At 44.8% G+C, this 14,373-nt stretch carries 15 protein-coding genes; 6 read left to right on the forward strand and 9 right to left on the reverse strand.

All coding sequences use genetic code 11. From position 1 onward, the window contains the following. Positions 1-11: 11 nt before the first annotated feature. A complete protein-coding gene (locus ACLHG7_RS10070) occupies positions 12-2,318 on the reverse strand; it encodes a site-specific recombinase (RefSeq protein WP_410210907.1) in 2,307 nt (768 codons plus the stop codon). Between the two features lie 6 nt (positions 2,319-2,324). Between ACLHG7_RS10070 and ACLHG7_RS10075 the strand changes: the two genes are divergently transcribed. Beyond that, positions 2,325-2,501 (forward strand): hypothetical protein, encoded by a 177-nt coding sequence (locus ACLHG7_RS10075; RefSeq protein ID WP_410210908.1) that lies wholly within the window; start codon positions 2,325-2,327, stop codon positions 2,499-2,501. A 141-nt stretch (positions 2,502-2,642) separates the two neighbouring features. Here ACLHG7_RS10075 and ACLHG7_RS10080 read toward each other — a convergent pair whose 3' ends face one another. Beyond that, entirely contained in the window at positions 2,643-3,632 is a 990-nt protein-coding gene (locus ACLHG7_RS10080; protein WP_410210909.1) for a polyprenyl synthetase family protein, read from the reverse strand. A 418-nt stretch (positions 3,633-4,050) separates the two neighbouring features. On the opposite strand from ACLHG7_RS10080, the gene rplU reads away from it, so the two are divergent. Together rplU and rpmA are read left to right on the forward strand one after the other, a co-directional pair. Beyond that, positions 4,051-4,368, forward strand: a complete 318-nt coding sequence (gene rplU / locus ACLHG7_RS10085) for a 50S ribosomal protein L21 (RefSeq protein WP_114897899.1) — start codon at positions 4,051-4,053, stop codon at positions 4,366-4,368. 62 nt (positions 4,369-4,430) lie between these two features. Next, a complete protein-coding gene (rpmA, locus tag ACLHG7_RS10090) occupies positions 4,431-4,694 on the forward strand; it encodes a 50S ribosomal protein L27 (RefSeq protein ID WP_114897900.1) in 264 nt (87 codons plus the stop codon). 91 nt (positions 4,695-4,785) lie between these two features. On the opposite strand, the gene ACLHG7_RS10095 is transcribed toward rpmA, so the two are convergent. Genes ACLHG7_RS10095 through ACLHG7_RS10115 form a run of 5 tightly spaced genes read right to left on the reverse strand, consistent with a single transcriptional unit; the run spans position 4,786 to position 7,864 of the window. Next, positions 4,786-5,109, reverse strand: coding sequence for a hypothetical protein (locus ACLHG7_RS10095; RefSeq protein ID WP_410210910.1), 324 nt, complete (start codon positions 5,107-5,109; stop codon positions 4,786-4,788). Between the two features lie 59 nt (positions 5,110-5,168). Then, on the reverse strand, positions 5,169-5,468 hold the full coding sequence (locus ACLHG7_RS10100; RefSeq protein ID WP_410210911.1) for a hypothetical protein: 300 nt from the start codon (positions 5,466-5,468) through the stop codon (positions 5,169-5,171). A 50-nt stretch (positions 5,469-5,518) separates the two neighbouring features. Then, entirely contained in the window at positions 5,519-6,007 is a 489-nt protein-coding gene (locus ACLHG7_RS10105) for an OmpA family protein (RefSeq protein WP_410210912.1), read from the reverse strand. Positions 6,008-6,062: 55 nt separating this feature from the next. Next, on the reverse strand, positions 6,063-7,307 hold the full coding sequence (locus tag ACLHG7_RS10110) for a diguanylate cyclase domain-containing protein (protein ID WP_410210913.1): 1,245 nt from the start codon (positions 7,305-7,307) through the stop codon (positions 6,063-6,065). Continuing rightward, positions 7,304-7,864, reverse strand: coding sequence for a YfiR family protein (locus ACLHG7_RS10115; RefSeq protein ID WP_410210914.1), 561 nt, complete (start codon positions 7,862-7,864; stop codon positions 7,304-7,306). The genes ACLHG7_RS10110 and ACLHG7_RS10115 overlap by 4 nt, the downstream gene beginning before the upstream one ends. Positions 7,865-8,253: 389 nt before the next feature. On the opposite strand from ACLHG7_RS10115, the gene lolA reads away from it, so the two are divergent. Further along, entirely contained in the window at positions 8,254-8,973 is a 720-nt protein-coding gene (gene lolA, locus ACLHG7_RS10120; RefSeq protein ID WP_410210915.1) for an outer membrane lipoprotein chaperone LolA, read from the forward strand. A 49-nt stretch (positions 8,974-9,022) separates the two neighbouring features. On the opposite strand, the gene ACLHG7_RS10125 is transcribed toward lolA, so the two are convergent. Together ACLHG7_RS10125 and ACLHG7_RS10130 are read right to left on the reverse strand one after the other, a co-directional pair. Then, positions 9,023-9,793 carry an SDR family oxidoreductase gene (locus ACLHG7_RS10125; protein ID WP_410210916.1) on the reverse strand — a complete coding sequence of 257 codons (771 nt, stop codon included), beginning with the start codon at positions 9,791-9,793 and terminating at the stop codon, positions 9,023-9,025. 46 nt (positions 9,794-9,839) lie between these two features. Beyond that, on the reverse strand, positions 9,840-11,147 hold the full coding sequence (locus ACLHG7_RS10130; protein ID WP_410210917.1) for a hemolysin family protein: 1,308 nt from the start codon (positions 11,145-11,147) through the stop codon (positions 9,840-9,842). Positions 11,148-11,430: 283 nt separating this feature from the next. Between ACLHG7_RS10130 and ACLHG7_RS10135 the strand changes: the two genes are divergently transcribed. Both ACLHG7_RS10135 and serS read left to right on the forward strand, forming a co-directional pair. Continuing rightward, entirely contained in the window at positions 11,431-12,876 is a 1,446-nt protein-coding gene (locus tag ACLHG7_RS10135; RefSeq protein ID WP_410210918.1) for a DEAD/DEAH box helicase, read from the forward strand. Positions 12,877-13,046: 170 nt separating this feature from the next. Continuing rightward, positions 13,047-14,318 (forward strand): serine--tRNA ligase, encoded by a 1,272-nt coding sequence (gene serS / locus ACLHG7_RS10140; RefSeq protein WP_410210919.1) that lies wholly within the window; start codon positions 13,047-13,049, stop codon positions 14,316-14,318. The last annotated feature ends 55 nt before the right edge of the window (positions 14,319-14,373 follow it).

The following is a 14,373-nucleotide window of genomic DNA, read 5'->3' on the forward strand; positions in this document are numbered from 1 at the left end:
AATATATCTCGCTAATGGGTTTGAGGTTCGGATTGTTTTGTCTTGGGGGTGAGTACTGCAGAAGATTCCTCAGACGGACTATCCGCAGTCGTACCACTCTCAGTTTGGTTCTGGGTTGCTGGGGGTAAGAAGAAGTCAGAAGGTCTGGTAAAAAAGTGACTCAGAATCAACTGACCCAGAGGAATCCATTGGTTAAAGGATACTCGGCGTGCTTTGAGCGCGACAAATAGTGCAAGTGAGAAACTGACGAGCAAGTTGGTCATCCCAATCATCAGGACACCGAGAAAAGAGATCAATACGGTGGACAGGTCGATGTCCGCACGCAAGGTAAATACCGATTGGGCAAAGTTAACCGAGGCAAAAGCAATATGCCTGATATCTAGCGGTAAGCCTAAAATGTAACCTACGGTTCCCATGCTACCGAGCATGATCCCAAACCAGAAATTACCGGCCAAAGCACCCAAGTTATTTTCAATATAAGTCGAGACTTTATCTAGGCGTTTTGGTGACATCATGTTTTTTAAACGACGATGCTGACGCAGTCGAGTACCGACTGAGTGATAAACCGCTAAGTTATCGTAATACCCTGCGATGAGCCCTGATAAAAATAAGCAAACCCCTGCAATAGCGGCATGAGGGATTGCCAGTGATTCAAAGGGGTTGATGTCATGCAAGAGCACAAGGGCTTTTTGAGGGGTAAGGAGTTGCTGTCCAAGCAATGTCTGCCATAAATAAGCAATCATGAGGCCGATCGGCATTGCAACCGAGATATTGCCAATGATGGCAATAAACTGAGTTCGCATGATATTGACAGTCAAACGTGCTAGATCCGCAAGCTGGGTCAATTGGGTCTGCTTGGTCTTGCCACCTTGGTGCACTGTCGCCGCAATAGCCGCTGCAGTCATTGCGGGTTGCTTGGTGGCGACAGTGAAATGCAGGACATGGATCAGCATAAACCCAAATGAGTAGTTCATGCTTTGGGTGAGTGCTTTGATAAAGGGCGCGAGTACTACTCGGCCAAGCAGGACCTTGATTGTTGCCATGCAGGCAATGATTGCTCCAGCGCCCATTGCAGAGCGCAACATGCCGAAATAGCCCTTACGGTCATCAGTGACATAGTGGCCACCCGTTTTACTGGCATTCTCGGTGACTTGGAGTGCCATCAACTCAGTATTGGTGGAGATCAAGTCACGGATACTGGCATGACTTTTTTGTTCATGAAGCAATAGCTGTAGAGTGGTGAGCAAAGGGTTTTCGGAGTAGATGACCTGAATGTTTTTCAGGATCACCTTGTCCGCAGGATTTTTCTCCGTACGGATCTCAGATGAGAGTTTATCGTTGGTTTGCTCAACATAGGGAATACGTTGAAAACTCAGCAAGAGTTCAAACAGCAGTTCCATCCGTGTCAGACTTTGCTCAATCCGAATCATCAGATTAGTGAGACGAATGCTCACGCCATAACGCTTGGTATTTTTACGTAGGCGAAAAAGAATGTCGCGGCATTGTTCAATCATCACAGCGGTTGGGCGTTCATCAGGAATTTGTGATAAGGCTTCGTCCGATGGGTTTTCATCGGGTATGACTGTATTGGTATTATTGATTTCACGTAAATAAAGAGGCTGATAGCTTTCAACAAAATCAATGACTTCTCGATTTTGCGCCATGAATGGCGACTCAAACTCATCAATAGTTGGATCAATGCGAATGAGTTCGGGTTCCAAGCCCATTGCCGTGATGCGATAGGAGATGACCATCAGTGCATTGAGTAATTGGTGCTGCGCGGAATGGAGCAACTCATCATCCGGCTCGGAGGTCGCCAAGCAATGAATCAGACGATACCACTGCTGAGGTTTGATGTGATTGAGCCAGCGCTCATCACTGTCTTTATAAAAAACAGTGTTGAATAAGGTATCGACTTGATTGTCTAACTGCATTGGTGGAATGACGTGCCAGATTAAGCGTTGGGTCAGTGCTGTAAAGAAGCCATCATTGGCCAATATCCCGATATCACTATACAGACGAGCGGGTGAGTAGAGTTGTAGCAAGGACAGCATATAGTCGGCAAAAATACTGCCTAACTCGGTTTTCTCCTCCAGCAAGTCAATCAGTATTTCAAGCCGATCTTCAATTTCAATTGGGTTATGGCTGGAAGCGGGTCGTATTTGCTCAATCAGATCAAACAAAGGTTGTATTGAGGAAGCATCAGTAGCGACCTGCGACTGCATCTCGCCGATCAGCAATTTAAGCGTCGATTCAAGATTCTCCAAAGATGCTTTAGGCATACTGGCATGCATGATAATGATTGATTCTTCTGGCATAAGCTGATGTTTACCGATTCAAATGAAACAAGTGGTTTTTTTAGGCTTTTGAAAACAAAACTTTTGAAAGCATTCAAAAAATTGCTTATTCATAATGCATTTGTACAAGCCACTGTAGAGCAAGTTTATGAAACTGTCTGTATCAAACCGTGGTTGTTTATTGACGATGAGTGGTTGTTTTAAGGGGATGAGTAGATGAGCGTTGGCTAAAGGCTTTGAATATATTGATATTTTATGATTTTCTTATTAAGCCCTTGTTATTTTGTTACATTTTTTGAATGCGGCATGCATGCTGCTTTTTTTACTATGCATGCCGATAGGGATTTAATTCAGGCGTGACAACGCCAATTTTGCCAAGTTGATCAATGATTCTTTATAGATCGAATCAGGGAGTGGCGCCAAAGCAGCAATGGCCAGATCGGTTTCTTCCTTTGCTCGGAACTGACAATATTCCAGTCCTCCGCTGGTTTTCACCAAGTGCACAATTTTATCTAAATCACTCAGGCCACCGGTTTGAATACTGCGACGAATCATCTCGTTATCGCTGTTATGCACCCGCTGCATGGTTGCAATCAATGGCAGTGTTGGTTTGCCTTCCGCGAGGTCATCACCGATATTTTTACCCAATGTTGCCGCATCTGAGGTGTAATCCAAAATATCATCGATGATCTGGAACGCATTGCCGAAATGTTCACCATAGGCTTTTAAGGGTACTCTAAGATGCTCGGTATGGGCAAGTAGGGCTGCGCCTTCGGTTGCAAGCATAAACAGTCGCGAGGTTTTGCCATAAATGATCTGTAAGTAGTCTGCCTCAGTCGAGTCGGGATTGTGCTGATGCTGTAATTGCAGGACTTCTCCTTCAGCAATTTCACAAGTGCCACTCGACATAATATGCAGCAGTTCTAAATCCTTTAAGCTCACTAACAAATCAAACGCGCGAGCAATCAGGTAGTCACCCACTAAAACGGCGGTTGCATTGGTCCATGTGGCATTAGCCGTTGGACGACCACGGCGCAATCCCGACTCATCAACGACATCGTCATGCACCAGCGTTGCGGTATGCAGCATTTCGATAATGGCAGCCAGTTTCAGATTATGATTGCCGTGTTTCTCATTTTTGATTTCGTCAAAACCACAAGCACGGGCTGCCAGTAATGACATGAGAGGACGCATGCGTTTTCCACCTGCTTCCACCACATAGCTACTGACTTGCAGAACCAATGGAACCTTAGAGTTGATTCCTGTTTTGATAAAATGATCCATTGCGGCGAAATCATCGGCGACAGGCTGTAAAATACTATTGAAGTCGGTCATATTTAACGCTGCTCATAGCTGCTCATATAGAGCACGCTTTAACGAATTTAATTTTAACTAAAAGCGAAAAGCCCATAGATCAAAAGGGGGCACCATAAATAGGTGCGTAGATTTGGAAATTTCCAAACAGAATCACGTTTATAAACATCATGTCACTCCATGCTAACCGTGTCTTGTTGCAACTTCTAGTCTCAAGAATGCATTTTTTATGCTTATTCATCCAGCGCATAGATTATTGAACAAATATTTTGCGTAATCTGGTGATAAAATGTGCAAAATATTGCTTGTCGTGGCCAAGTAAAATCTCTACAATGCGCGGTCTAATGATTTGTATGAATCAACCCAGTGACGCAGGTTTGAAGCCCGAAACATCTTTCGTATCGGCACCGCGAACACGGGTAATAGTTGAGTGTGTAATATGAGTGCATATGCAGTGATTCAAAGCGGTGGTAAACAGCACCGTGTAACCGTTGGTGAATACTTGAAAGTTGAACTGCTGAAAGCAGAAACTGGTGCAAGCATCACTGATAGTGAAGTATTGATGGTTGTGGATGGTGATAACATCCAAATCGGTGCGCCGACTGTTGCTGGTGCAAGCGTAACTTACGAAATCCTGAGCCATGGTCGCCATGACAAGATCCGTATTGTTAAGCATCGCCGTCGTAAGCATTACCACAAAGAACAAGGTCATCGTCAGTGGTTCACCGAAATCAAAATTACTGCAATTACTCTGTAATTCGTAGCTTTTATTTCTGACTTTGTTTTTAAACTTATTTTTCGCTTGAGGAGCTAAAACTCATGGCACATAAAAAAGCTGGTGGATCAACCCGTAACGGTCGCGATTCCAATCCTAAGATGCTCGGTGTGAAAATGTACGGCGGCCAAAAAATCGTCGCTGGCAACATCATCGTGCGTCAACGCGGTACTGAATTCCATGCTGGTGCAAACGTCGGTATGGGCCGCGATCACACTCTGTTTGCAACTGCTGATGGCATTCTCCGCTTTGCGGTTAAAGGTGCATTCGGTCGTCGCTACGTGATCGTCGATCCAGTTCAAGCATAATATTTACATATTTGTTTGTACTGAAATAAAAAATCCGCCGAAAGGCGGATTTTTTATGGAAGAGTATAGGTCTAGTGATTTTACTTGCTCTCTAGTGGATATCTCTATCTTTGTCCTGTGACCCGCGATAATAGATCCTTCCAGATAAAATAAAAGATTCAACCTCTTGCCATGCTTTGATATCAGTCTTTTTAGGGGCTTTAAAGTCTATTCCCATATGATGTGCTATGGACCCACAATCTGGGCATTTATAGATACGTTGTTCTTTGAGCAGTTTCTCTTCCAGTTGTTTTGCTTTTGATTGTTCGCTGGTCATAAAGCGATGGTTTAGCCCAAAATTATTTTCTTGGTTGCGTTTGAAGCATTTACGGCATATGAAGCATGCATACTGCTCTGGGCGACCCAAATATTTCATGATGGATTCTCATCATTTCATTGATGTTTGATATGTATGGTCCATATGTCAGATGCAACTTAGATGTTAATGAGCTTTACTGCTTCTTCATCGCCATTGAGCTGAGAGTAAGTATTTACAAACTCAATAACATCATTTAGCTCTTCACCAGGGTGTGACGTTGTGACGCAAAAAAAATCTTCAGACTTATTTTTGAGATTGAGATCAATACACAGCCAATCCATAGCTTCTTCCCATTCCGTGCACTCTATGCCAACGATGGAGAATAACTTGATTCGTTGCTCAAGAAGGCTTGTCAGTAAGGAAGCGTCTCCATCTGTGTAGGGGCGAGTCGTATGCAAAACAACGTATTTCGACATATCGACTCGTCTCTAGATTGATAACCAGCTTTATGCGAAAGCTAAATCATTCATTGAGGTTTTACAATAATCGCAACACGGCGATTCTCACTGCGTCCTTCTGGCGTCGCATTATCGGCGATTGGATTTGCTTCACCACGTCCAACAACTTGAATATCTTTGACTGGGATGCCGCCTTTAATCAATGGTTCAGCAACGGCCTGTGCACGTTTGAGAGATAACTCTTGGTTATAGTTGGCGGCGCCGGTGTTGTCCGTGTAGCCATTGACCAGTAAATGGGTGACATCGACTTTAGTGAGCTGCTGACCGACACCGATAATGGTTTGAGCGGTTTCAGGTTTGATATCTGATTCATTGCTGTTGAAGAGTAACTTTTCTGGTAAGCCTAGAGTCCAGCCTTCTTGTTGCAGGACAAAGCCTTGGCTTTTGAGGACGGCAACTTGTTTTCTTGAAAGACCATTTAGGTTTTGACATGCGGTGATAGAGAGTACGAGTGCGATACAACTGCCGATTTTTAGAAAACTCATATAACGTTTCAAGATAAACTCCTTGGATCGTGATTGCTTAAGATAGAGCAAGTGGGTTTAGGGTATTTTAATCAGAGAGATACCAGCTATTACTTGGTGATCGTTTGGCGTGATACATGGCCGCATCGGCTTTTTCCAGTAATTGTTCCGGTGTTTTGCAATCTTGTGATAGCGCAATCCCAATACTGAGATGAATAAACAAACGCTGGCCATTGGGCAGATAAATCGGATCGTTTAGGGTCGCAAGAATCGCCTCCGCCACCATGATGGCATTTTTCTCATCAACGATTTGCGGCAGAATCGCTGCGAATTCATCCCCACCTAAGCGCGCTAAAAAGTCTTTTTGGCGTAAGCGAGATTGTAGTCGCACGCTGGTTTGAGTTAAAACAAAATCACCTGCGGCATGGCCATAGGTATCATTAATTTCTTTAAATCGATCATTATCAAAGAACAGCAATGCAAGCTGTGAGCTGTCTTTGGCTTGATGAAACAACGACTCTAAACGTGTTTCAAAGTAGCCTCGGTTCGGCAGCCCTGTCAGACTGTCGTGCTGCGCTTTGTAGGTCAGCGTATCGTTTTCTTGTTTCAAGTTTTGATGCCAAAGTTCAATTTCGTCTAATAAACTATTGAAGTCTTGGCTGAGTTCGTCGAGTTCTTGAATTTTTGCTTTGGGAAGTCTCAGATTAAAGGCTCGCTGTTCTCTGACCAGATTTGCTACGGTTGTCATTTTCTCAAAAGATTGAACAATATAGCCGTGTGTACGATATGAAAAATAGCTGACGGAGATGAGCGTAATCACCAGACAAAGCACCAGCCCCAACAAGACTTGACTCAAAAATTTGGTAATGACTTTAGAGTTGCCTGAAACCCAGACTGTTCCAACAGTCTCATCGTCATGTTTAATTGCTTCAGAGGTTGGATTCAAAAACATAAAGTGATTGAAGAGTTGGTCCAGTGCATCAAAAGAGCCTTTTTTTGTGTTCTTGAGCTCAGCTAAGACCTGACCATGGATGTCCTCGATTCGAATGGTGGAAAAGTCATCGCGATAGGCAAGCTGGTCAATTGTTTCCTGAATCGCGGGCCGATCATTAAACACGACACCGGCTTCAACCCGATAACTGACGGTACTGGCGATTAATTGCAAATTTTTCTTGGCATAATTATCGAGTGCGAACAAGGACAAAACGGATAGAGAAAAGCCGCAGATGAGCAGTGCAATCAAAAGAACGACAAAGTGCGTACGCTTAAAGATGTGCTTTAACGTCGGTTGGGTCTGAGAGCCAATGATGGTGCTAAAAAATGTTCTTTTCATTGCGCCGCCTTTTTCTTGCGTCCCAGCAGCAAAACGTTTGGGTCGACGCGAACGCCGCTGCGTGTCAGTGAGTCAAGATTGACTGTAAAAGTAATGGGTGACGTCTCTAAATTCAAGCAGAAGCTACTGCCTACCTCACAGTTTGGGTTATTTTCACTGATGATGAGGATGGGCTTGTTTTGTCGTGCGGTGATGACTTTTTGCTGATCATTTGGGGAAGTATCTCCAAAATAAATCGCATCACATTGGCTAGCGAGCGCATTGGCATCATAGTTTTGTTTAGAGACGACGATTTTATTCATTGCGTCTGATGCATCAAGTTTCTCAAGTAAGCCTGAATGTTTTGTGGGCGTAACGATGCACAGATTAATCGGTGTAGGCGGTGGAACCCAGCGGGTATAGCTCATAATACCAAGCACTGTACGTTTGACTTCTTCATCTTTATTCGATGTCGTACTGTTGCCCATGTCTATAGGCGCCGCATAGACTTCGGAAAAGCAGCACAACAATATGAATAGACAAATTTTTTTAAAAATTTGGTGGATCTGGTACGGCATTCTGTTTTCCAACATATCGTTTGGCCGATGTGTATATAAAGTCTGCATTACTATCGATCATCCTTGACGATATCACTTCTTTTTTAATTGCGCAGATTTCAATTACTGGCTCGTCATGATAAACGTTTTTGAGGCCTATGTATCATTCTCGTGACTTGTTTTACGATGTTGTTTTAAGGATAGCTATTAGGTGATTGAGGTGTCACGGTACCTAGATGTGTAAAGTTTACGTGCAGATCGTCGTGCAAGATTCATCCTTAATGTTTACCAAATCCAACCTTTCTGATATCACTCCACACAAAACAGCCCTAGAAAGCCATCGCAACAATCTGCAAAATAGCCACATAGATAGAGACGATTGAATTTACACATTTAAATTGGGGAAAAATATGCGTCACTTGCAAAGTTCATTGGCGATTCTGATTGCTTTTAATGTGGCATCAGTTTTGCCAGTTGTTGCCAATGCGGCCCCTCTAGCTGGGCAGATGACGACTCAAGTGGCTGCCACTGAAGCGCAAGCAACATCATCGTTGAATGCTTTATTAAGTAAATTGGGCAGTTTACAAGCCAATTTTAGTCAAACCACAAAGGCAACATCACCCTCTAAGCAGGTGGCTTCGCCTAAAGCCGGACTCAAGTCGAGTCATTTGGGGCAAACTTTTAGTGGCTTGATGCAGGTGAAGCGTCAAGGATTGTTTCGCTGGGAGACCACAAGCCCGATGAAGCAATTGATCGTGACCAGTGGTAAAACCGTATGGATCTATGATCCTGACTTACAGCAGGCCACGCGTCAGACATTAGATGAGCAAATGAGCAATACCCCAGCATTGTTACTCTCAGGCAATGCAGCGCAGATCATGAAATCCTATAAAGTGACTCAGCCGAATAATGCAATTCCATATTTTGTTCTCTACCCACGTGCGAAGGATGGGGTCTTTGAAAGTCTAGCCATTCGCTTTGAAGGCAATATCCCTACTCAAATGGTGCTTGCCGACTCTTTGGGGCAGCAGACCACAGTGCTGTTTAGCGATGCGAAGTTGAACCCGGTCATTGCCAACAGCCAATTTCAGTTTGTGCCGCCTAAGGGTGTCGATGTCATTGATCAGTAATGCTGACTTGCAAAAGCCCTTTTTGCAATGATAAGGGCTTTCATCGTTCTTATTTGCCGACAAAACCATTGAGCCAATGATTCAAGCGGTCAGGTGCGAGGCCGGAGATGGCATAGAGCACCCGCGTTGATAAGCCGACGGGTGTATGGGTCGGGGTCAGTAATGAACGCGCGGTAGCCACACGGACAATTGCAGCCGCCACATCTTGTGGAGTGAGGTGAACACCCAGTTTACGGATACTAGCGGCATCCATATCGGTGACCATGGCGGTTTGCACAAATAGCGGCATCACATCGACCACACGAATGCCGTAAGTTCGCCATTCATTATCCAGTCCTTCAGTTAAGCCGCGAATCGCAAATTTGCTGGCGGAGTAAGTTGCAAGACTAGGCTGTCCATAAATTGCTGAGGCAGAAGAGACATTGACTACCCGAGAGTGAGGGGTTTGCTTTAAGTACTGCAATGCACTATGGCAGCCGTTGACAACGCCTTGGACATTCACGTCAAAAATTTGTTTGTGCTGTTGAATACTAATGTTTTCAAAAGGACCGGAATATAAAACCCCTGCATTATTGATCAGTACATCCAAGCGATTCGTCCGACCAAAAAATTCCGCTAAGGATTTCTCCCAGCCTTTTGCATCGATGACATCGAGTTTTCCTGCCAAGGCGTTTTCACTGCCAAATTCTAGTGCGAGTTTCTTCACAGCGGCTTCATCACGGTCATAAAGGCCAACAAACCATCCGAGTTCTGCAAAAGCACGTGCAGTGGCCTGACCAATCCCTGCGCCTGCACCCGTAATAAAAACCGCTTTTTTCATGAAAGAGACGTCCTTGTAGCATGAGGTTAAGTGCAAAAATTAAAATCTATGATGTTTTCTTGGGTGCGTTTGTCAGGCGAGTCACGAGCAACTGATCGATCTTATAGTTGTCAATGTCGACGACTTCAAACTTGAATTCACCAAATTCAACGAAATCAGTGCGCTTAGGGATCTTACGCAGCATATACATGATAAAACCAGCAATGGTTTCGTAGTTCTCTTCATCAGGAAACTCTGCAATGCCTAACGCATGTTTGACATCTTCAATCGGTGTAACACCATCGACCAACCAGGAGTTTTCATCGCGTTGTACCACTTGTTCTTCTTGGTGCTGGCTAACCAGATCACCCATTACGGTGCTCATGACATCATTGAGCGTGATCACGCCGACAACCAGCGCATACTCATTAATCACTACGGCAAAGTCTTCGCGAGTGATTTTGAAACGCTCTAATAGCTCCGATAAGGTCAGAGAGTCAGGAATCATAAGCGCATTACGAATGGTCGCTTCATTGATCTGAGCAAGGGGCTGGTTGTTGATAATCCGGAGCAGAATATCCTTGGTATCGACATAGCCGACTACGCTATCGATGGTTTGATCACAGACCAGAAATTTTGAATGTGGGTGTGCTGCGATTTTCTGTCTTAAACTTTCACCATTTTCTTTCAAGGTAAAGTAAACAATGCTTTCGCGCGAAGTCATGGATGAGGGGACGGTACGTGATTCCAGCTCAAAGACGTTTTCAATCAAATGCAGTTCTTGTTTTTGAATTGCCCCGGCTTGTGCCCCTGCATCCACCATGGCTGCGATATCGTCGTAAGTGATTTCATCATTGCGCACGGTAGAGATATTGAGTAGTTTAAATAGACCATTGGCTAAGCCATTGATACACCAGATCAAAGGGGTACAGGCTTTGATAAACAGCAATAATGGATTAACCAAGCGAATCGCCACTTGCTCGGGTGAGGTCATGGCAATGCGCTTAGGCATCAAATCTGCGAAGAGAACAAACATTGACGTCACAAACAGGAATGAGAGAATAAAGCTAATCGTCGATAATGCCTCGCCGCGATAAAACTGCCCGATAAAGTACTCAATATATGGGGTAAATGCGGCTTCACCGATGATACCAGCCAAGATGGCGATGGCATTCAGACCGATTTGCACAGCGGCAAAGAAGTTCCCTGCTTGATCTTGTAGGGTCAGTACTTTTTGCGCATCAAGTTGACCTTCGGCATGCAGCATTTTCAGTTTGATTTTGCGTGCTGCAGCGATGGAGATTTCGGACATGGATAAGAAGGCACCAAAAATCACAAGGATGCCGATGACCAAAAAATTATTGAGCAAGCTCACGTGGATACCCTTTTTTAATGGCTACAAATTAAATGCGTAGCTTATTAAATTTAAGTTGCGATGAATAACAGCTTAAATTTACAACAGGATGAAGATAAAGTAAAAAATGGATTGTGTCAGTGACAAAAAACAACATTCACCCTGTCATTCGATAGGCTTGACTATACTACGAACAATGCATAAGCCGAAGCTGTTATAATGACGTTTATGTTGCATATTGACATCGTGGTATGACACACGAGAGATCAATTGCAACCACGCCTTGAATGATGAGCGGTATTTTATGTCTTTAGTGGTAAATGATTCTTCAGCAACACCTGCAACACAACCTATTGATCCGGCGCAACCTACGCAGAAAACATTTGCACAACTTGGTTTGTCCCCTGCAATCGTCCGTGCGCTTGAAGCGCAGGGTTATACCTCGCCAACGCCGATTCAGATTGAAGCAATTCCTGCGGTGATTGCGGGTCGTGATTTGCTGGCAGCTGCGCAAACTGGCACGGGGAAGACGGCGGGTTTTACGTTACCTATTCTTGAGCTCTTATCCCGTATTGATTTTTCCCGTGTGCCGCATAAAGCTAAGATTCGTACGTTGATTCTTACTCCGACACGTGAGCTGGCCTCGCAAGTGGAAGAAAGCGTCCGTGTTTATGGTCAACACATCGATGTCAAATCGACGGTTATTTTTGGTGGTGTGAACATCAATCCACAGAAAGAACGTTTGAATCGCCGTGTCGACATTTTGGTGGCAACGCCTGGGCGTCTGCTGGATCATATCGGACAGAAAACCATTGATTTGTCCGGTGTTGATACGCTAGTACTTGATGAAGCAGATCGCATGCTGGATATGGGCTTTATTCGTGATATTCGTCGAATCCTGCCGTTATTGCCTAAAGTACGTCAGAACCTTTTATTTTCGGCAACGTTCTCTGCAGAGATTAAAACCTTAGCCTCAGGGATTTTGAATGATCCTGTCTATATTGAAGTTGCAAAGCAAAATGCACCAGCAGAACTGGTCAGTCAGGTGGTTCATCCCGTTGACCGTGAGCGTAAAAGGGCATTGCTTGAGCATCTGATCACGACCAATCGTTGGGAACAAGTATTGGTCTTTGCTCGGACCAAACATGGTTCCAATCGCTTAGCTGAGCAACTCGATAAAAGCGGTATTTCTGCCATGGCGATTCATGGGAATAAAAGTCAGGCCGCGCGTGAGCGTGCGCTCAGCGAGTTTAAAGCGGGCCGTTTGCAGGTGTTGGTCGCAACTGATATTGCGGCGCGTGGAATTGATATTGACCAACTGCCACACGTTGTAAACTATGAGCTTCCCAATACCCCTGAGGATTATGTGCATCGTATTGGTCGTACAGGGCGTGCGGGTAGTGAAGGTGAGGCCTGTTCGCTGGTGTGTATTGATGAGCTTGGCTTACTGGCCAATATTGAAAAGTTGATGAAGCGTAAGCTTGAACAACGTGTGATCAAAGGCTTTGAAGTTGACCCAAAAATCAAAGCGGAACCGCTGCGTAAGCCGCAAGTGCAACGCCCGCCACGTGACCATAAAAATGGTCCAAAAAGCAATCCGCGCAGTAATTTAACTGGTGGTGCAAAACCAGCTGGTGCGGGTGGTCAAAATCCTTATAGCAATCAACAGAAGCCACAAGGTGGCAAGCCGAATGGCAATGCGCCAAGCAGCCGCCCACCGCGTCGTAAATCGCCTGCATCAGGGCACTGATGCAGAATTGATTGATGTTGGCTGATTCGTGATGGAGTGGGATGGTTAGGGCAAAAGTGATTCTATGTCGACCATCTACCCATCACGGGTTAAACCCCTTACACTATCGTGTATAGATTTTACTTATTCCATTTTTGGCCTTTGGCTTTGACGATATTACGGACTTTACGATGTTAGACCCTAAATTACTGCGCAATCAACTGGATGTCATCAACGCGGCTTTGAGCAAACGGGGCGGGTTGCAACTTGATGCAGCACTTTGGGCATCGCTTGAGTCACGCCGTAAAGATTTGCAGGGACGTACCGAGACGTTACAAGCCGAACGTAACAATGGGGCCAAACAAGTCGGTCAGATCAAAAAAGCGGGTGGTGATGCCTCAGAACTCATGGCGCGTATGCAAGCGGTTGGTGAGGAAGTAAAGGCTGTAGAAGCAGAGTTTGATGCATTGCAACTGGAAATTGAAACCCATGCTTTGAGCATCCCGAATATGCCGGATGACTCTGTGCCCGTGGGTGCAGATGAAAAAGGCAATGTTGAAGTCAGCAAGTGGGGTACGCCGCGCCAATTTGATTTCCCGATCAAGGATCATAGCGATTTGGGAGAACAAATGGGTGGTTTGGATTTTGCCAAAGCCACAGAAATTACTGGTTCACGCTTTAGTGTACTCAAGGGGCCGTTGGCGCGCCTGCAACGTGCGCTGGCTCAGTTCATGGTGGATTTCCACACCGAAAAACATGGCTATACCGAAGTTTATGTGCCGCTGCTGGTGAATGCCGACAGTTTAAAAGGTACAGGTCAACTGCCTAAATTTGAAGAAGACTTATTTAAGTTGTCTGGTGAAAAACCTTATTATCTGATTCCCACCGCAGAAGTGCCTGTCACAAATTTAGTGCGTGATGAGATCATTGATGAAAAGACCCTGCCTTTAAAGTTCGTCGCGCATACGCCGTGTTTCCGCAGTGAGGCGGGATCATATGGTCGTGATACACGTGGTCTGATTCGTCAGCATCAGTTTGAGAAAGTGGAACTGGTTCAGATCGTTAAACCTGAAGACTCGCTTGAGACGCTTGAGACGCTTACGGGTCAAGCGGAAGCAATTTTGCAAGCGCTTGAGTTACCTTATCGCAAAGTATTGCTCTGTGGTGGCGATATGGGTTTCTCAGCAGCAAAAACCTATGATCTTGAAGTCTGGTTACCGAGCCAAGATACTTATCGTGAAATTTCAAGCTGCTCTATGTTCGGCGACTTCCAAGCGCGCCGTATGAAGGCACGTTATAAAGCTGATAAGAAAACTGAGTTTGTGCATACTCTCAATGGTTCAGGTTTGGCAGTGGGCCGTACATTATTGGCGCTCATGGAAAACCATCAGCAAGCCGATGGCTCGATTAATGTTCCTGTTGCTTTACGTGCATATGTTGGTGGGCTTGAGTTCATTAAATAGTTTTAAAACAAGCTATTTTTAATAAGAAAGCCCGCCAGATAATGGCGGGGTAAAT

The organism is Aquirhabdus sp., assembly GCF_046462495.1.
GTDB lineage: Bacteria > Pseudomonadota > Gammaproteobacteria > Pseudomonadales > Moraxellaceae > Aquirhabdus.